Raw genomic sequence first — 16851 nt, forward strand, 5'->3', positions numbered from 1 at the left:
CGACAGGGCCAATCGCGAGAAGTCGACGCCGCAAAGGGTTTTCAATAGTGGATTGATCGCAGTTGCCAGCCGGTGGAGCAAAGCTTGCTGCGAACACGCTAGACGCTGTGTTGAACCAGCGCACGATCCTATGCGTTGCTGGTGATGACAACGGCAGGATCGTGAGGAGAGAGCCATGGCCGGCGGATGGTCGCGCGATGGGGCAGTACAGGATCAGATCGACGACACGGTCACCGATGCCGTCCGGAGCGCACGTGCACGGCTTCCGGGCGGAGACGGGCTGGAACACTGCGAGGATTGCGGCGAACGCATCCCAAAGCGCCGACGGGAAGCATTGCCTGGCGTGCGGACCTGCGTCTCCTGTCAGAGCGAACGCGACAAGGCGGTCATCCACTCGAGCATAAATCGGCGGGGCAGCAAGGACAGCCAGTTGCGCTGACCGCCGTGGCTGCATCAAAGCGGCTAGCAGCAGTTCGCACGTTTGAAGGGGCAGAACGGCTTTTTCCGTGTTCCCACTTCGTTCCTGATCCCGTATGATCAGGTGATGATCGCCGTCACCCGCAAGATCATCCATGTCGACATGGACGCATTCTTTGCGTCCGTGGAGCAGCGCGACAATCCGTCACTGCGCGGGCGTCCAGTGGCGGTCGGTCATGCCGCCGCGCGTGGCGTCGTGGCAGCGGCAAGCTATGAAGCGCGGCAGTTCGGCGTGCGGTCCGCCCTGCCATCGGTGACCGCGCTGCGACGTTGTCCGGATCTGGTGTTCGTGCCGCCCAGGTTCGAGGTTTACCGCGACGTCTCTCGCCAGGTGCACGAGGTGTTCTCGCGGTACACCGACCTGATCCAGCCTCTCTCGCTGGATGAGGCGTACCTTGATGTGACCGTCAACAAGCGCAGGATCGAAACCGCCTGGCTTACAGCCAAGGAGATCCGTGCTGCGATCTTGGCTGAAACTGGCCTGACCGCATCGGCCGGTATCTCGTACAACAAGTTCCTGGCCAAGCTGGCGTCCGATCATCGCAAGCCCAACGGCCAGTTCGCGGTAACGCCGGACATGGGTGCGGCTTGGGTCGAGACCATCCCGGTCAGCCGTTTCCATGGTGTCGGGCCAGTGACCGCGCAGAAGATGAAGCGGCTCGGCATCGAGACTGGAGCGGATCTGCGCGCGAAGTCGATGGAGTTCCTGCAAGCGCACTTCGGCAGCTCTGCCGAGTGGTATCATGCGATCGCGCGTGGCGAGGACGAGCGGCCGGTCAATCCCAACCGCGTGCGAAAGTCATCCGGCTCCGAGACGACCTTCGATCGCGACCTGACAGAGCCGAGCGAGATCGAAGCGGGTGTGCTGCGGATGGCAGATGACGTGTGGCGCTGGTGCGAGGCGCGGCAGACCTTCGGCCGCACTGTGACGGTCAAGGTCAAGTACGGCGACTTTCAGCAGATCACCCGCAGCCGCAGCCAGCCTGGGCCGCTCGCGACGTCAGAGGCCCTCAACCGGTTGGCGCTCGATCTGATCAGGTCGGTGCTGCCCACGCCGAAGGGCATCCGGCTTGTCGGCGTGACGGTGTCCAACTTCTCGGAGCTGCAAACCGAGCCAGAGAGCGAGCTGCCGATGTTTGCCCAGGCAGCCGCGTGACGCATGGCGTGTTGAGGGCAACGCCGGGCGGCGAGGCGGAGATGAGGACGCCAGCGCCTGATCCCGTCGGTTCGGCCTCGTCCGATGCGGTCACGCCCGATTTCGTGGTTGTCGATGTGGAGACCGCCTGTTCCCGCGTCAGCAGCATCTGCCAGATCGGGATCGTCGGCTTCAGGAACGGTGTGGAGGTGTTCGAGTACGAGACTTTGGTCGACCCGCTCGACCACTTCTCATCGTTCAACACGCGCATCCACGGCATCACCAGCGACCACGTCGTCGGAGCACCGCACTTCGGCCAGATCCACGCAGTGATCGACCGGCACCTCTCCAGCCGGATCACCGTCGCGCATTCGTTCTTCGACAAAGGTGCACTCGGGGCTGCCTGCGCGATCCACGACCGGGCTGTGATCGAGACCACGTGGCTCGACAGCGTCCGAGTGGCCAAGCGGGCATGGCCCGAACTGCCCAGCCACCGGTTGAACGTGCTGACCAAGTTCCTGGGCGTCCGGCACAAGCACCACGACGCGCTCAGCGACGCGCGCGCCGCGGGGATGGTGATCGTGCGCGCCATCGAGCATACCGGCATCGAGCTCGCGGCGTGGCTGTCATCGAACAACACACGCCGCGGCCGGGCTCCGGTCGCGGCCGAAACCGGACCGCTCAAGGGTCAGCGGGTGGCGATCCTCGGCGCGGGGCGGGACGGGCAGCTTGCGCGGTCCCTGGCCGCGGCGGGCGCGCGCATCATGTCCTGCGTCGGTGCGACCACGACCAAGCTCGTCATCAGTGACACTCATCCCTTTGGTCGCTTTGTCACCGCGCACGCGGAGCACCGCCGCGCAGAAGAGTTGCAGCGCGGAGGAGCGGCGATCGAGATCGTATCTGAGGGAGAGCTGCGCAGGATCTTCGGCTCGACGCATAAGGCTGCGGCTGGCACGGAGTGAGCGCTTGCTCTTGAGATGGCGTCAAGTCGGCTCGTCCGGTTTCAGGCGCTCTTCAGAGCGTGCTCGTGCCCGTGCAGTCCATTCCGACTTTGCATTCACGGCAGCCCGGACTAGGCGCGCGCCATGATGGACATTCCCTGGGACCAGCCCGCAACGCTGATCGATCTGGATGGCAAGACGCCGATGACCGGATCGATCCTTGACTGCGTGACGCACTTCTCGCTTTTTAAGCCATTTGCCAAGGAGCAGGCGCGCATCCTGCTGACGCGGCCCGTGTTTCGCGAAGGCCGCAAGACGCGGACCTGGCTCCTCAATCCTGATGAGATCGAAAAGCTCGCCGAACGGCTCGATGCCGAGAAGAAGGCGGCTCAGTAAGCCAGAACATCAGGCGGGATTACTCGCGTCGATCGTGGCGGAAAGGGTGAGGATCGTGCTCGCATGCCGCAAGGCCACGGCTTCACGGTCCGCGCCATAGCCGCCCCCCAGCGTACTCGCCATGGGTATGCCGCGGCGTTCTGCCTCTAAAGCCACGAAGCGATCGCGGCCTGCGAGGCCTTCGTCGGTCAAGGAGAGCCGGCCCAGCTTGTCGTCCGCGTGCACGTCGACACCCGCCTGCAACAGGATCAGCTCGGGCGCGAAGCGATCGAGGACGTTGGGCAGCGATCCAGCCAAGGCGTCCAAATAGCCGGCATCTCCCGTCGCATCGGGCAGTCCGACGTCCAGAGACGAGCGCACCTTGCGGCTCGGAAAGTTCTTCTCCGCATGAATGGAGAGCGTGAAGATGTCCCCACGCCCTGCAGTCAGCGCTGCGGTGCCGTCGCCCTGGTGTACGTCGAGGTCGAGGATGAGGATGCGCGAGACGTCTCCCTCCTCGATCAGCCTGTTGGCAGCGACCGCCAGGTCATTGAACACGCAATAGCCCGCGCCGGTATCCGCCAGGGCGTGGTGGCTGCCGCCCGCCGCATTTGCCGCGTACCCGTGCTGAAGTGCCAGCTTAGCCGCCAGCCATGTCCCGCCGGGGGAGAGCTGCGATCGTCGGGAAATCCGCTCATCGATTGGGAAGCCGATCCGGCGCTGCTTGGCTGCCGGTACCATGCAAGCGATCACTTCATCGACATAGACCGGGTCGTGGACGGCCTCCAGCCATTCTCGCGGCATGATATCGGGCGCGTGGATCGTCATGGCGACGCCGCTTTGCGACAGCATGCGCATGACCAGCGCATACTTGTCGTGCGGGAAAGTGCCCGTGGCTTCGGTGTCGACCACGTAGCCGGGATGATGGACGACATGCAGCATGCGGCTTCAGGTAGGACGCGAAAGCCTGCAGGTCGACCTGAACATACGGCCGCTTTCGCAACGTGTGTCGCTATTCACTGGCCGTTCGCACCCGCCGCGGAGGCGCCAGGCTTCGGCCTAGATGTCGCGCTCGTCGAGGAGGAGTAACTGACGCAGACTGAGGTAATCGTGCCTAGTGAACGGCGCAGCGACTGCAGGTACCGCGCACTTCGATTACCGGGCGCGCGGCCAGGAAGCCCATCCGACCTGCGGCCTGGCGCACGCCTTCGGAGATCATGTCGTCATCGACGTGCTGAGTTTCACCGCAGGCATCGCAGATCAGGAAGATGCAATCGTGCCGGCACTCGGGGTGTGCGTTGGCGATATAGGCGTTTTCGCTCTCGATGCGCTGTGCGACATTGGCTGCCACGAAGAGGTCCAGGATCCGATAGACGCTGTTGGCAGCGATGCGGCGGCCTTCCGATTTCGTCATGGCCTCGGCCACGTCGTAGGCAGACGCGGGCTTCTCGAACCCTGTCAGTACGCCGAACACGCCCGCCCGCATCGGCGTCCACTGTTCCCCAGCGGCCAGCACGGCATTGCGGGCCGCCTCTTCCAGGTCTTTGCCGCGAAGGGCCGTGTGCTGATGCGAACTGTCCATGCCGGCTCATATATTGGCGCAAGCCCCTTGGCGCAATCGGGCTAGGAGGGCACGGCAGCGCGGTAGCGCGGTAGCGCGATATAACGTTACAGAAATTGTTTGATATAACGATACATCGAGCATAGTGGCGTCGCATCCGGTCCAGGGAACGTCACCATGAGTCTTATCTTTCGCTTTTCCGTCAGCTCCCTTGTCCTCGCCTGGGCTATGCCGGTCCTTGCGCAGACGGCGAGCGACCCGGCTGCTCAAGTCAGCGCCCCGTCATCACGCCAGTCGGCAGTCGGCCGCGAGATTATCGTCACCGCGCCAGTCTCGCGCAGCGAGCAGGACGTGCTGCAGGGAACCTCGGTGCTTGCCGGCGAGGCGTTGACCCGAAACTTGCGTCCCTCAATCGGCGAGACGCTGGCCAAGCTGCCGGGCGTTTCGGCCACCTCATTCGGCCCCAGCGCCTCGCGCCCGATCCTGCGCGGCTTCCAGGGCGAGCGCGTTCGCGTGCTGACCGACGGGATCGGATCGGTCGACGTCAGCAACACGTCCGTGGACCATGCCGTGGTGATCGACCCGCTGCTCGCCGAGCGTGTGGAAGTGCTGCGCGGGCCCTCCGCGCTGCTGTTCGGTTCTTCGGCGGTCGGGGGCGTCGTCAACGTGATCGACACGCGCATACCCCGTACCATCCCTGGGAACGGCTATCGGGTCAGTGGCATCGCCAGCTACGGCTCGGCGGCGCAGGAGCGTTCGGGCGAGGTCGCCGGCGATGTCGCGCTGGGTGACAAGTTCGTGGTCCACGCCGATGGTTCGTATCTGAAGACCGACGATCTGCGCATCGGTGGCCATGCGCTTTCACCTACGGCGCGAGCGGCCGCACTCTCGCAAGTCGGGCTGCCCCAGGACTCGGAAGAGCCAATCGACTTCGCGGGCTCCGCAGCAATCAAGGGCCGGCTGCCCAACAGCGCCGCCAAGACCTGGACCGCGGGCGTTGGCGCTAGCCTGATCACCGACACCGGACAACTGGGCGTCAGCTACAGCCACTATGACAGCTTCTACGGCGTGCCGGTGCGCTATGCGACGGAAATCGGGCAGGAGCAGGAGGCGCCGCGGCTGGACCTCAAGCAGGACCGCGTCGACTTGCGCGGGGAGGTGGACACCGGCGGTGGTTTCCTGGATCGCATTCGCGTTCGTGCCGCCCATGCCACCTACCGCCATTTCGAGCTGGAGGAGAATGGCGAGATCGGCACCGCCTTCTACAACAACGGGCTGGAGGGGCGGCTCGAGTTTGTGCAGGCGCGCCGCGGGGTCTGGTCGGGCGCATCGGGCGTGCAATACTTCAATCGCCGCTTCAATGTGGTGGGCGAAGAAGCCTTCCTGCCGCGCAACGAGAGCGACCAGACCGGCCTGTTCACGCTGCAGCAGTTCAACTTCGGTGCGCTCAAGGCCGAGGCGGGCGCCCGGTACGAGTGGTCGAACCTCAAGGCCGGCAGCGATGAAGACGCGCGTTTCTTTGAAGGGCGGCGCAGCTTTCATGCCTTTTCGGGATCGCTCGGCGCCTCGTACGGGCTGACCGATGACATCCGCATCGGTGTCAGCGGATCGTACACCGAGCGCGCGCCTTCGGCCGAAGAGCTGTTCGCCAACGGCGGCCATGCCGGCACCCAGGCCTACGAACTGGGCAACCCGAACTTCGGCCTGGAGAAGGGCTGGGGTCTAGAGGCGACCCTGCACGCGCACACCGATCGTGTGAGCTTCGACGCCTCGGCCTATTACAACCGGTTCTCGAACTACATCTATCAGAACCAGCTGGATCAAGGCGTGTGCGCCGCCGGGGCGCTGCAGTATGGCGCCGTCGGTCGCCAGGTCGATCTGCCGTGCTTCCAGTACCAGCAAGCCGATGCGCGTTATTATGGCTTCGAGGCGGACGTGTCGGCACAGCTCCTGACGCTGGGCACGACGAAGATCAACGCCGACATCCTGGGCGACTACGTCCGCGCCAACGTCATCGATGAGGGGCCGGTGCCGCGCATCCCCGCGCCGCGTGTGCTCGGCGGTCTTGAAGCACAGGGCGACACCTTCAGTGCCCGCGCCGAAGTTGAGCATGTGTTCGAGCAGAACCGCACTGCCGACTTCGAGACATCGACCGATGCCTACACGATGGTCAACGCCAGCGTCAGCTTGTCGCCTTTCGGCAAGGACAACAAGACGCAAGTGATCCTCAGTGCCAACAATCTCTTCGACGTGACGGCGCGCCGGGCGGCGAGTTTCCTCAAGGATTTCGCGCCGCTTGCTGGGCGGGATCTGCGCGCGACCATACGTTTCGCGATCTGACGACCGGCAGGCCTCGGCTTTACGGCTGAGTGCCGAGCGGCTGAGTGTCGGGTGCCACTTCTTCCGCCTTGCGCCTGCCGTCGAGCAGCAGGAGCAGGGCGGCGCCCGCCAGCACGGCTGTGGCGACGATCCGCAGGTACAGATCGTAGCTTCCGGTCCTGGCCAGCGTGTAGCTGAGCAACAACGCGCCAGAGGCTGTCGAGAGCGACATGGCCGCCGTCAACAGACCGAGCGTGGAGCTGTAGACGCGCACGCCGAAGTGGCGGGCAACCAGGAATGCGACGACGTCGCCCTCCGCTCCGAATGCGAAGCCCAGGCAGAAGACGGCAAAGGTGATGACGGCCGGTGTGTCGAAGCTGGAGGCGAGGAGGAACAGGCCCAGGCTAGGCAAGGCCAGGCTGATGACCGAGGTGAGCCTGGCATTGAACCTGTCCAGCGCTGCTCCAGTCACGAAGCGGCCGGCCAGCATGCCCACAGACACCGTGCTGAGCATCACCGCCGCATCGCTCCCGCTGATGCCGTTCGCCAGCAGCACCAGCTTCAGCTGCACCAGGATGATCGTCTGGGGCAGATTGCATAGCAGCATGGCGCCGAGCAGGATCCAGAACGCCGGCGTACGCAGGATCTGCGGATAGTCCTCGCGCGCGCGTCGCTTGGGTGCCGCTGCAGTGCCGGCGGGGCGATCGCTCGGCAGCAGCAGGAAGGTTATCAAGCCCGCGACCGCCGTCGCAATCGCCACCGCCTGATAGCTCGCTCGCCAACCATTCGCTTCGACATAGCCATTCAACAGCGGCGCGATGACGATGCCCGCCAGCGCTGGGCCGGACGCGACGATTGCTAGGGCAAGGCCGCGCGCATGGACGATGTGCTGCACCGCCGCCCGGGTGTAGACGGTCGATGTCGTCGTGACGCAGATCAGGCTGTGAAAGGCGAAGATTGTGACATAGACCCACAGCGCTCCGTCCATCAGGCTGTAGGCGAGGTAGACCAGCGGCAACGTCACCTGGCCGATCAGCGCGGTCCAGCGCACGCCGATGGTATCTGCGAGGCGGCCCACGAAGGGGAAGACGAAGGACATCAGCAGCGCCAGGCTACCCACCGCGGCGAACTGGGCCATGGGCCAGCCCGTATCCTTCAGCAGCGTAGGCGCGATAGTGCTGGTGATCACGCCCACCACTGACATGCCGCTGCCCATGCCGATGGTCGCGGCCAGCAGAGGGCGCCAGTTTCGGCTCAGTTCCGCAAGGTAGGTCAATCGCAAGCCTCTCGTCACGCGGAGCAGTACGCGCTGCCCCGATCTCTACGGTTTCCGCTCGCTCAACTGACGGGCAGACGATGCTGCAGAGAAGCCCGCACGCACCATGGTCGACGCCTCCGGCTCAGGCGGGGGCTCGGCGCGCGCAGTCAATCCGAATGCAAGCGCATCATCAAGCTTTGGCAACCAACCGCGGCGGCGATGACGCCGTGGCGATATCCCCACATGATCACTGGTTGAGCCTGCGTCTAATTGACACCATCGTGTCAAACTGACATCTGAGCACCATGTCGACACGCTGGAAAGCAAGGCACCCGCTGGCGGGACTCTCGGACGAGGTGATCCGCCTGAACGGCCGCCTCAAGAGCCTGTTTGCGGATGCGCGGCGGCCCGACGGGCTTGGCGACTCCGAACTGACTGTCCTCAACGCTGTGGTCGAGGCGGAGCGGCCGCCGACCGTTTCTCAGATCGGCCGCTCGCTCGGGCAGCCAAGGCAGATCGTACAGCGTGCCGCGAACTCGCTGATCGACGCCGGTCTGATCGAGACGCAACCCAACCCGGATCACAAGCGCGCCGTCCTGCTCTGCCCGACTAAGCTGGGCACCGACAAGAAGCGCGCATTCGATGCGCGGGCCGATGCGCTGGCCGCCGCGATCGCGGGCGGAATGGATGCGCAGCAGATCGAGGCGGCTGCCGCGGCGCTGCGGGTCCTGCGCAAGGACCTCGAAGTGCGGCTTCGCGAATACGAGCGCGCCAACGACGCGGTGGGAGCCTGACGTGGACGCCGATCTCGACAAACTTGCACCCACAGGGCCGCTGACCGAATGGCTCGACGCGAACGTACCGGAGCTTGGCTCGGGCCCGCTTCGCTCCTCGCTCCTGTCCGGGGGCACTTCCAACGTGGTGCTGACGCTAGATCGTGGCGAGAAGCCGATGGTGATGCGCCGCCCGCCCGCCGTGCCGCCTCCAGGCGCCGAGAAGGGCGTGCTGCGCGAGGCGCGGATCCTAACCGCTCTCAAGCAGACCGACGTGCCGCATCCAATCTGCTACGGCGCCTGCGCGGACGATAGCGTCGTCGGCGCGCCGTTCTACGTGATGGAGAAGGTCGAGGGTTGGGCGCCCAACTTGCGCGACGAGAAGATCCACAACGAGCCGCCGTTCGATCGCATGCCTTACGAGTATGGCATCCCCTTCGCGATCGTCGACGGGCTGATCGCGCTCGCCAATGTCGACTACGAGGCGATCGGGCTGGGCGACTATGGCAAGCCGGGCAAGTTCCTGGAGCGGCAGGTCGATCGCTGGGCTGGCCAGCTCTCCAGCTATCCAGAGAGATACAAGGGTTATGAGCGGCGCGAGCTGCCGGGCTATGCCGAGACCGAGGAGTGGCTTCGTGGCTCGACCCTGCCCACCGAGGTGCGCGGAATCATCCACGGCGATGTCGGCACGCCCAATATGATGTTCCATCATGGACCCCCGGCGCGGCTGGCGGCGATGATCGATTGGGAGCTCTCCACCATCGGCGACCCGATGATCGACATGGGCTGGTTCACCGGCGGCATGCGCGACGAGGACGATCTCGGCCGCACGTTTCCGACCGCACTGAACAACCCGGAGCACTTCCCGACGCGGCAGGAGCTCGGGCGCTATTATTGCGCCGGCACTGGCCGCGACATTCGCGACTTCGACTGGTTCAGCGTTTTGTCGAAGTTCAAGTCGGGATGCCTGCTGGAATACAAGGTGGCCCAAGCGGAGGCGGGCATTCTGCCTAAGGACGTCGGACGGTTCTTCGCGCGCATCGTCGAGAGCTGCTTTGTGGACACCGCCAAGATGGTGAAAAGACTGAAGTGATCCTCTCCCGCAGGGGAGGACTGGGAGAGACCATGATTGATTTTTCCATCGAACCCGAATTCCAGGCCAAGCTCGACTGGATGGACCGCTTCGTCCGCGACGAGTGCGAGACGATGGACTTGCTGTTCCCCGAGCAGGGCGCACAGTTCGATCCCGGCTACAAGGCGGCCAAGCGCCACCTGAAGCCGCTGCAGGAGCAGGTGAAGGCGCAAGGCTTGTGGGCCTGCCACCTTGGCCCACACCTGGGCGGACCCGGCTATGGCCAGGTCAAGCTCGGCCTGATGAACGAGATCATCGGCCGCTCGACCTGGGCGCCGACCGTGTTCGGCACCGCCGCGCCCGACACCGGCAATGCCGAGATCCTGGCGCTGTTCGGCACGCCTGAGCAGAAGCAGAAGTATCTCGGGCCCCTGATGGCCGGCGACATCGTCTCGTGCTTCTCGATGACCGAGCCGCAGGGCGGCGCCGATCCCGACGTGTTTACGTGCCGAGCCACGCTGGACGGTGACGAGTGGGTGATCGATGGTGAGAAGTGGTTCTCGTCCAATGCCCGGTTCGCCAGCTTCCTGCTGGTCATCGCGGTGACTGATCCCGAAGCTGCGCTGACCGAGCGGATGAGCATGTTCATCGTGCCCGCCGAGACGCCCGGCATCGAGATCCTGCGCAACGTCGCCATCGCCGGCGACTTCGACCCCGAGAACGGTCACCACGCGCACATCCGCTACAACCAGGTGCGCGTGCCCCTCGACCACATGCTGGGCGAGCGTGGCGGTGGCTTCAAGGTGGCGCAGGCGCGGCTGGGCGGCGGGCGCATCCACCATGCCATGCGCACCGTCGGCATGTGCAACCGTGCGCTCGACATGATGCTGGAGCGTGCCGCGTCGCGCACCACCAAGGGCAAGCCGCTGGGCGAGCACCAGATGGTGCAGGCCAAGATCGCGGACTCGATCATCGAGCTCGAGCAGTTTCGCCTGTTGGTGCTTAAGACCGCCTGGCTGATCGATGAGATCGAGGCCGGCCGCATGAAGCACGGGGCCGCGCGCAAGCACATCGGCATGTGCAAGGTAGCGATGGCCTCGGTCTACGCCAACGTCGTGGGGCGGGCGCTAGAGATCCACGGATCGCTGGGGATCAGCCTCGATATGCCGCTCGCCAAGTGGTACGGTGGCAACATGGCGCTGGCCTTCGCCGACGGCCCGACCGACGCGCACCGCAGCCAGCTCGCCCGTGCCTACCTCAAGCGCGCAAAGCCTGCCGATGGCGTGTTCCCCTCCGAACACATCCCCACCCGCACCGCCAAGGCGCTGGAGCGCTACCCCGATGCGCGCAATCCTGAGATCGTGGCGGAGACCGTCTGAGTGGACCCGCTGTTCGACTTCACCGGCAAGGTGGCGCTGGTCACCGGCGGCTCGCGCGGGCTGGGCTACCAGATGGTGCGTGCCTTTGCCGAGCGCGGGGCGAACGTCATCGTCGTCAGTCGCAAGCTGGAGGCGTGTGAGGCAGTCTGTGAGGAGATGCGGGGGCTAGGCCGGACGGCTCTGGCGATCTCCGCGCACGTCGGCCGCTGGGACGAGTGCGATCGGTTGGTCGAGGAAGGCTATGCCGCATTCGGGCGTGTGGATATCCTTGTGAACAACGCCGGGATGAGCCCGCGAGCGCCCAGCCACGAGGTTACGGAAAAGCTGTTCGATTCCGTGCTGAACCTGAACTTCAAAGGGCCGTTCCGGCTATCCAGCCTGATCGCCAAGCGCATGTTCGATGCTGGCGAAGCTGGAGAGGCGGGCGGGTGCATCATCAACGTCACCTCCTCAGGCTCGATGATGCCGTTGCCGCAGGTCGTTCCCTATGGCTCGTCCAAGGCGGCGTTGAACGCGATGGGTCGTAGCCTCGCCTGGGAGTACGCGCCACACGTGCGGGTCAACACGCTCTCGCCTGGCGCCTTTCGCACCGACATCGTGGAGGCTTGGCCGGACAAGGGCAGGGGACCGATCCCGATCCCGCGCGGCCATGCCGCCGAGCCCGAGGACATTGTCACGGCGGCACTGTTCCTGGCGAGCCCGGCTTCAGCGAACGTCACTGGCTCGATCGTACGGTGCGATGGCGGGCAGCATTGACCGACTCCCCTCTCGCTTGCGGAAGGGGGGACGTGACCATATCCTTTGTCCTTGGGAGTTTTGGATGCCCCTAGCCGTCGTCGCCGACGCATTCGGCCCCCCGGAAAGCTATGAACTGCGCGAGTTCGATCCCGGCCCACCGAAAGCCGGAGAGGTGCGCGTGAGCATCAAGGCGGCGGGCGTGTCCTACGTGGATGTGCTCACCGCCATGGGCCAGTACCAGTTCAAACCGCCCCTGCCGTTCATTCCGGGCAGCGAGGCCGCCGGCGTGGTCGAGACCTTGGGCGAAGGCGTGACCAACCTGCAGGTCGGCGATCGCGTGTTCTGCGGCGGCATCGGCGGGCTGTTCGCGCACGCCAACAACTTCGTCGCGGAGCGCATGGCGAAAGTCCCCGATGCCATGTCGCTGGAGACCGCCGCGGTGTTTCCGGTCAATTACATGACCGCGCACTATGCGCTGGCCGATCGTGCGCGTGCTCGTGCGGGCGAGACGCTGCTGGTGCTCGGTGCCGCGGGCGGAACGGGCTACGCCGCGGTGCAAGTCGGCAAACACCTTGGCCTGCGCGTGATCGCCTCCGTGTCCACACCAGAAAAGGCAGCCGCTGCCCTGGCCGGCGGCGCCGACGCGGTGGTCACGACGGGAGCGGACGACTGGCGCGAGCAGGTCAAGGCAGCCAATGGCGGCGAGCCGATCGATATCGTGTTCGACCCCGTAGGCGGTGACCTGACCGAACTCGCCTTCCGCAATCTGGGCTATGACGGTCGGCACCTGATCATCGGCTTTCCGGCCGGCATCGCTGCCCTGAGGACCAACTTGCCGCTGCTCAAGAGCGCCAGCCTGATCGGCGTGCAGATGCGCGATCATGCGCTCAAGCGTCCGGCCGAGGCGGAGGAGAACCGCCGCCAGGTCATGGCGCTGGCGGAGAAGGGCACGTTCCAACCGGAGATCGCGCAATGCTACCCGCTGCGAGATTACGCCCAGGCCATGCACGCGGCGTTTTCCGGCAAGGCGGCCGGGCGGCTCGTCCTGCAGATGTGAGGCGCCCAGCGGCTTGAAAGCGGGTAGAGGGGTAGCATGCGCAGCTTGGGCATCGACTACATCAGCATCTTCGGGCTGCCGCCGGTGGCATTCGTCGAACTCGCGGCTGAGCTTGGGTGCGACAGCATCAGCTTCGGGCTCAACCTGTCGAACACCAATCCCGAAGGCTTCCCACGCTACGCGATCCGCGAAGACAAGGCGCTGCGCTGCGAGATGAAGGCGGCGCTGCAAGCAAACGGCATCCACATCGCATTGGGCGAGAACCTGCCGGTGCTGCCCGATGTGGACGGCATGGACACGTGGCGCGCCAGCCTCGACGTGCTGAGCGAACTGGGCACGCGGCGGATCAACTCGGTCAGCCTGGAGGCCGACTTCGCGAGGAACGTGGACCAGTACGGGCGGCTCGCCGAAGCCTGTGGCGAGTACGGGATCGTACCGCTGATCGAGTTCGTGCCGATCTTCGGCATCGCCGATCTGCCCGGTGCTATGTCGGTGATCGAGGCGGTGGGCGCGCCCGACCTTGGCCTCATCATCGACACCATGCACTGTGCTCGCACCGGGCTTACCGGCGCCGACCTCGCGGCGGTGCCGAACGAGCGCGTGGGCTACATCCAGCTATGCGACGCACCGCTCGCATCCGATGCGGACTACATGGACGAGGCCATGCACGAGCGGCAGGCGCCCGGTGATGGCGAGCTGCCGCTGGCGGAGTACCTGGTGGCTTTGCCACGCGACGTGGTGTTGAGCCTTGAAGTCCCGCAGCTCTCGCGGGCGAAGGCGGGCCAAGGACCAAGGGAGCGGCTCGCGCATTGCGTGGCAAGGGCGCGCGAGTTGCTACGCTGAACGCCAGGTTCCTTGCATATGCGCTATGTAGTCGGAGGTCGCAGCAGAGGGCTCAGCGGATCACCAGCGGGTGGTGGACGTGTGGCACGACATTGTGCGTGTCGCGATAGGAGGGGGGCTGGCGCCCGCCTTCGTCCTGGATGCCGTACTTGACCGCCAGTTCCGCGCCGATCAGCGTTCGCCCGCTCAGCGAATGCAGTTCCGGGTCGCTGTGAAGCGCCCAGATCACGTGACCGGTGAATTCGGGAGTCTCGATCTGATCGCGCAGATAGCCGAACTTGTCAGGATCGGCCTCCATCATGGCAAGCAGGCGATCGGTGGCAAGCGCGCCCATCCAGATCGACAGCGCGGCAACGTTCGCGCCGGCGTCGCGGAAGTCGACGGCCATGTCGAACGCCATCTTGTCCATGCCCGCCTTGTGCGCGCCGTAGGCCGGTCCCATGGAATAATGCGCCGCGCCGGATGCTGAGGTGAAGACGATCAGCCCATGATCCTGCGCCACCATCATCGGTGCCGCCAGCCAACTGGCGACGTAGCCGCTGCGCAGGCCGACATCGATCATGTCACCCAGCTTCAGAGGCTTTTCCCAGAAGTTGCCCGGCATGCCGAGCTCGTCGTAGATGGCGGCGGCATTGTTGACGAGGATGTCGAGGCGGCCTTGCTCCGCCCGGACCTGGTCGAACAAAGCCTGGACCTGCGCATCGTCGGAATGATCGCAGCGCACCGCGATGCCGGTGCCGCCTGCCGCGGTGACGGCTTGCGCGGTCTCGTAAATCGTCCCGGGCAGAGCATGGTCGCCCACTTTCTCCGATCGGCCAGTCACATAGACGGTGCAGCCATGGCTGCCGAGAGCCACGGCGATGCCGCGTCCGGCGCCGCGGCTGGCGCCGGTGACGATCGCGACCGGTGCTGTGTCGGACATGCTTTTACTCTCCCCGTTGATCTTGTGTGCAGCGGCGCTGGCGGCCGTCAGCGCAGCTGGAAGCGCGTGGGCTCCAGCTTGAGGCCCGGCGTTTCCGAGCGGCCGCGGAACAGGAAGGAGTCGCCGGCCTTGATCTCGCCGCCGTCCTTCAAGGTGTCCCCGCCGTCCGCCGGTACCGAGTTGAAGTAGATGTCCCGCATGTCCGCGCCTCCGAAACGCAGTTGCGTGATGGAACCGCCGGGCGTGGGATAGTCGGGAAGGCGGATTCCTTCGGTCGTCAGGCGGGTGAAGAAGTTCGAGCGGAAGCCGGTCACCCACAGGTTCCCTTCTGCGTCGAGGCACATGCCGTCCGCGTCTTCCTTCTCGATCACCATGCGACGGTTGGAAAGGCTCAGATCGGCCGCCACGTCGAATGCCCAGGTGCCATGGAACGTATCGTTGCAGTAGAAGCGCTGACGTGTCGCGTCGAACATGATGCCGTTCGTGAAGCCGAGGCCGTCGGCAAGCTTGGTCAGTTCGCCCTCGACAGAGAGACGGTAGAGCTGGGTCGGGCGTGGCGCCTTGCCCTCGATCACCATCTCGATGTCGTTGGTGCCGAAGAAGAGCCCGCCCATGCCATCGGGCATGAGTTCGTTGATGCCGTTGATCGGCTTGCCGTCGATCTCCTGGAGCAGCCAGCCCGACTTGCCGGTGTCGGGATTGTTCCACATGATGCCGCCCTGACCGGTGGAGAGCACCGATCCATCCGCGTTCATCGCCACGCCGCCCGTCCACATCCGTTCGGGATTGAGGGTCGCGACCTTGGTGCCGTCCGGCTTCACGCCGTGGATGCCGCCGGCGATCACGTCGCTGTACCAGATGAGGTCGCGTTCGTGGTCGATCGCCAGACCTTCGATGTAGACGCCCGAGGACACCTTCTCGAAGGCGTCCGTCTCTGCCTGTGTCATCCGCACCTCACCCGCTGCGTTTCGGCCCACTCGCTCGATGACGGGGAACCTTTTTGTCGTTCGTCACAGTGTTAGCGCCACCTTGCCCTGTCAAGCGACATGGATCGTGGCACCCCAGGGGACGGCTCAAAGCATCACCGCGCCGCCCTCGACGCCGATCGTCTGGCCGGTGATGAAGTTAGACGCGTCGCTGGCCAGGAAGACGGCGGCGGGCGCGATATCTTCGGGCGCGCCGAAGCGTCCCATCGCGACCTTGGCGAGTTCCTGATCGTAGGTCTTACTCTCTTCCAGGTACCAGACCGCCTTGGGCGAAAGGGCGCTCGGCAGGATCGTATTCACGCGGATGCCATGCTTGCCCCACTCGCGCGCGGCGGTCTTGGTGAGGGTGCGGATGGCTTCCTTGCTGGCGGCATAGGCCAGGAAACCCGGCTCGCAACGGATGCCGTAGCTCGATCCCATGTTGATGATCGAGCCGCTGCCTTGGTCGCGCATGTGCGGAAAGCACTGCTGCATCAGCTGGAGCGAGCCGAAGAAGGCGGATTGGAAATCGACCTTGCAGTGCTCTTCCATTCTCGGGTCTTCGAGCGGGAGAAAGTCGGTGAAGGAGTGGGCGTTGTTCACCAGCACGTCGACGCGGCCCCAAGCGGAAACCGCGTTTGCGACCGTGGCCTCGGATTGCTCTGCTTCGCCGGCAACGGCATCGAGGACGATGCACTCGCCGCCGGCTTGCTTAATCTTGGCGGCGACGGTTTCCAGCTTGCTCAGCGTACGCCCAGTGATGAGGACCTTGGCGCCCGCCGCGGCATAGCCGAGTGCGATCGCTTCGCCGATGCCCTGGCCCGCTCCGGTGACGATTGCCACTTTGTCGGCCAGCGGCTTGCCTGCGTCCCCCATGTCGCCTCTTCCCTTGTTGTTCGTCACGTTGTTAGCGCGGCGCCGCCAGGCGGTCAATTCCGCGCTGCGGATGCTGTTTGCATGGCTGTCGTCAGGTTGTTAGCAGCCTGGGTTCGTGGCAGAACGCCGGTGGGCGCCGGTATAGGGCGCGGGCGTTTGA

At 65.1% G+C, this 16851-nt stretch carries 17 protein-coding genes; 11 read left to right on the top strand and 6 right to left on the bottom strand.

All coding sequences use genetic code 11. The annotated features are described in order from the left end of the window. Nucleotides 1–175: 175 nt before the first annotated feature. The 4 genes from GV044_RS11405 (at nt 176) to GV044_RS11420 (ending at nt 2949) form a co-directional block, all read left to right on the top strand. Nucleotides 176–439: a DksA/TraR family C4-type zinc finger protein gene (locus tag GV044_RS11405; RefSeq protein WP_159869601.1), complete on the top strand. Its 264-nt coding sequence runs from the start codon at nt 176–178 to the stop codon at nt 437–439. 105 nt (nt 440–544) lie between these two features. Next, on the top strand, nt 545–1633 hold the full coding sequence (gene dinB / locus GV044_RS11410) for a DNA polymerase IV (protein WP_159871378.1): 1089 nt from the start codon (nt 545–547) through the stop codon (nt 1631–1633). 41 nt (nt 1634–1674) lie between these two features. Next, nucleotides 1675–2574, top strand: a complete 900-nt coding sequence (locus GV044_RS11415; RefSeq protein WP_159871381.1) for an exonuclease domain-containing protein — start codon at nt 1675–1677, stop codon at nt 2572–2574. 123 nt (nt 2575–2697) lie between these two features. Beyond that, entirely contained in the window at nt 2698–2949 is a 252-nt protein-coding gene (locus GV044_RS11420) for a hypothetical protein (RefSeq protein ID WP_159869604.1), read from the top strand. A gap of 9 nt (nt 2950–2958) precedes the next feature. Here GV044_RS11420 and GV044_RS11425 read toward each other — a convergent pair whose 3' ends face one another. Beyond that, nucleotides 2959–3870 carry a histone deacetylase gene (locus tag GV044_RS11425; protein ID WP_159869607.1) on the bottom strand — a complete coding sequence of 304 codons (912 nt, stop codon included), beginning with the start codon at nt 3868–3870 and terminating at the stop codon, nt 2959–2961. A gap of 172 nt (nt 3871–4042) precedes the next feature. After that, nucleotides 4043–4510, bottom strand: coding sequence for a Fur family transcriptional regulator (locus tag GV044_RS11430; RefSeq protein ID WP_159869610.1), 468 nt, complete (start codon nt 4508–4510; stop codon nt 4043–4045). A gap of 156 nt (nt 4511–4666) precedes the next feature. Between GV044_RS11430 and GV044_RS11435 the strand changes: the two genes are divergently transcribed. Beyond that, the gene (locus tag GV044_RS11435; RefSeq protein ID WP_236554880.1) at nt 4667–6829 is read left to right on the top strand and encodes a TonB-dependent receptor; all 2163 of its coding nucleotides are present in this window, start codon (nt 4667–4669) and stop codon (nt 6827–6829) included. Nucleotides 6830–6848: 19 nt separating this feature from the next. Here the strand turns inward: GV044_RS11435 and GV044_RS11440 are convergent, their stop codons facing one another. Beyond that, nucleotides 6849–8084, bottom strand: coding sequence for an MFS transporter (locus GV044_RS11440; RefSeq protein ID WP_159869613.1), 1236 nt, complete (start codon nt 8082–8084; stop codon nt 6849–6851). Nucleotides 8085–8371: 287 nt separating this feature from the next. Between GV044_RS11440 and GV044_RS11445 the strand changes: the two genes are divergently transcribed. The 6 genes from GV044_RS11445 to GV044_RS11470 all read left to right on the top strand — a co-directional run bounded on the left by GV044_RS11445 (nt 8372) and on the right by GV044_RS11470 (nt 13928). After that, on the top strand, nt 8372–8860 hold the full coding sequence (locus GV044_RS11445; RefSeq protein WP_159869616.1) for a MarR family winged helix-turn-helix transcriptional regulator: 489 nt from the start codon (nt 8372–8374) through the stop codon (nt 8858–8860). Nucleotide 8861: 1 nt separating this feature from the next. Continuing rightward, nucleotides 8862–9932 (top strand): phosphotransferase family protein, encoded by a 1071-nt coding sequence (locus GV044_RS11450; protein WP_159869619.1) that lies wholly within the window; start codon nt 8862–8864, stop codon nt 9930–9932. A 32-nt stretch (nt 9933–9964) separates the two neighbouring features. Next, nucleotides 9965–11290 (top strand): acyl-CoA dehydrogenase family protein, encoded by a 1326-nt coding sequence (locus GV044_RS11455; protein ID WP_159869622.1) that lies wholly within the window; start codon nt 9965–9967, stop codon nt 11288–11290. After that, the gene (locus tag GV044_RS11460; RefSeq protein WP_159869625.1) at nt 11291–12046 is read left to right on the top strand and encodes an SDR family NAD(P)-dependent oxidoreductase; all 756 of its coding nucleotides are present in this window, start codon (nt 11291–11293) and stop codon (nt 12044–12046) included. A gap of 64 nt (nt 12047–12110) precedes the next feature. Continuing rightward, nucleotides 12111–13085: an NADPH:quinone oxidoreductase family protein gene (locus tag GV044_RS11465; RefSeq protein WP_159869628.1), complete on the top strand. Its 975-nt coding sequence runs from the start codon at nt 12111–12113 to the stop codon at nt 13083–13085. Between the two features lie 36 nt (nt 13086–13121). Next, nucleotides 13122–13928 (top strand): sugar phosphate isomerase/epimerase, encoded by an 807-nt coding sequence (locus GV044_RS11470; protein ID WP_159869631.1) that lies wholly within the window; start codon nt 13122–13124, stop codon nt 13926–13928. A 52-nt stretch (nt 13929–13980) separates the two neighbouring features. On the opposite strand, the gene GV044_RS11475 is transcribed toward GV044_RS11470, so the two are convergent. The 3 genes from GV044_RS11475 to GV044_RS11485 all read right to left on the bottom strand — a co-directional run bounded on the left by GV044_RS11475 (nt 13981) and on the right by GV044_RS11485 (nt 16691). Beyond that, nucleotides 13981–14850: an SDR family NAD(P)-dependent oxidoreductase gene (locus tag GV044_RS11475; RefSeq protein WP_159869634.1), complete on the bottom strand. Its 870-nt coding sequence runs from the start codon at nt 14848–14850 to the stop codon at nt 13981–13983. Nucleotides 14851–14897: 47 nt separating this feature from the next. Then, nucleotides 14898–15797: an SMP-30/gluconolactonase/LRE family protein gene (locus tag GV044_RS11480; protein ID WP_159869637.1), complete on the bottom strand. Its 900-nt coding sequence runs from the start codon at nt 15795–15797 to the stop codon at nt 14898–14900. A gap of 126 nt (nt 15798–15923) precedes the next feature. Further along, nucleotides 15924–16691 (bottom strand): SDR family NAD(P)-dependent oxidoreductase, encoded by a 768-nt coding sequence (locus GV044_RS11485; protein ID WP_159869640.1) that lies wholly within the window; start codon nt 16689–16691, stop codon nt 15924–15926. Nucleotides 16692–16851: the final 160 nt, after the last annotated feature.

Source organism: Novosphingobium sp. 9U, assembly GCF_902506425.1.
Classification (GTDB): domain Bacteria; phylum Pseudomonadota; class Alphaproteobacteria; order Sphingomonadales; family Sphingomonadaceae; genus Novosphingobium.

What these genes read in the sequence shown, in the direction of transcription:
- GV044_RS11455 (WP_159869622.1), top strand. Translation starts at nt 9,965, where the DNA reads ATGATTGATTTTTCCATCGAACCCGAATTCCAGGCCAAGCTCGACTGG.
- GV044_RS11405 (WP_159869601.1), top strand. Translation starts at nt 176, where the DNA reads ATGGCCGGCGGATGGTCGCGCGATGGGGCAGTACAGGATCAGATCGAC.
- GV044_RS11480 (WP_159869637.1), bottom strand. Translation starts at nt 15,797, where the DNA reads ATGACACAGGCAGAGACGGACGCCTTCGAGAAGGTGTCCTCGGGCGTC.
- GV044_RS11425 (WP_159869607.1), bottom strand. Translation starts at nt 3,870, where the DNA reads ATGCTGCATGTCGTCCATCATCCCGGCTACGTGGTCGACACCGAAGCC.
- GV044_RS11420 (WP_159869604.1), top strand. Translation starts at nt 2,698, where the DNA reads ATGATGGACATTCCCTGGGACCAGCCCGCAACGCTGATCGATCTGGAT.
- GV044_RS11475 (WP_159869634.1), bottom strand. Translation starts at nt 14,850, where the DNA reads ATGTCCGACACAGCACCGGTCGCGATCGTCACCGGCGCCAGCCGCGGC.
- GV044_RS11415 (WP_159871381.1), top strand. Translation starts at nt 1,675, where the DNA reads ATGAGGACGCCAGCGCCTGATCCCGTCGGTTCGGCCTCGTCCGATGCG.
- GV044_RS11470 (WP_159869631.1), top strand. Translation starts at nt 13,122, where the DNA reads ATGCGCAGCTTGGGCATCGACTACATCAGCATCTTCGGGCTGCCGCCG.
- GV044_RS11465 (WP_159869628.1), top strand. Translation starts at nt 12,111, where the DNA reads ATGCCCCTAGCCGTCGTCGCCGACGCATTCGGCCCCCCGGAAAGCTAT.
- GV044_RS11445 (WP_159869616.1), top strand. Translation starts at nt 8,372, where the DNA reads ATGTCGACACGCTGGAAAGCAAGGCACCCGCTGGCGGGACTCTCGGAC.
- GV044_RS11485 (WP_159869640.1), bottom strand. Translation starts at nt 16,691, where the DNA reads ATGGGGGACGCAGGCAAGCCGCTGGCCGACAAAGTGGCAATCGTCACC.
- dinB (WP_159871378.1), top strand. Translation starts at nt 545, where the DNA reads ATGATCGCCGTCACCCGCAAGATCATCCATGTCGACATGGACGCATTC.
- GV044_RS11430 (WP_159869610.1), bottom strand. Translation starts at nt 4,510, where the DNA reads ATGGACAGTTCGCATCAGCACACGGCCCTTCGCGGCAAAGACCTGGAA.
- GV044_RS11435 (WP_236554880.1), top strand. Translation starts at nt 4,667, where the DNA reads ATGAGTCTTATCTTTCGCTTTTCCGTCAGCTCCCTTGTCCTCGCCTGG.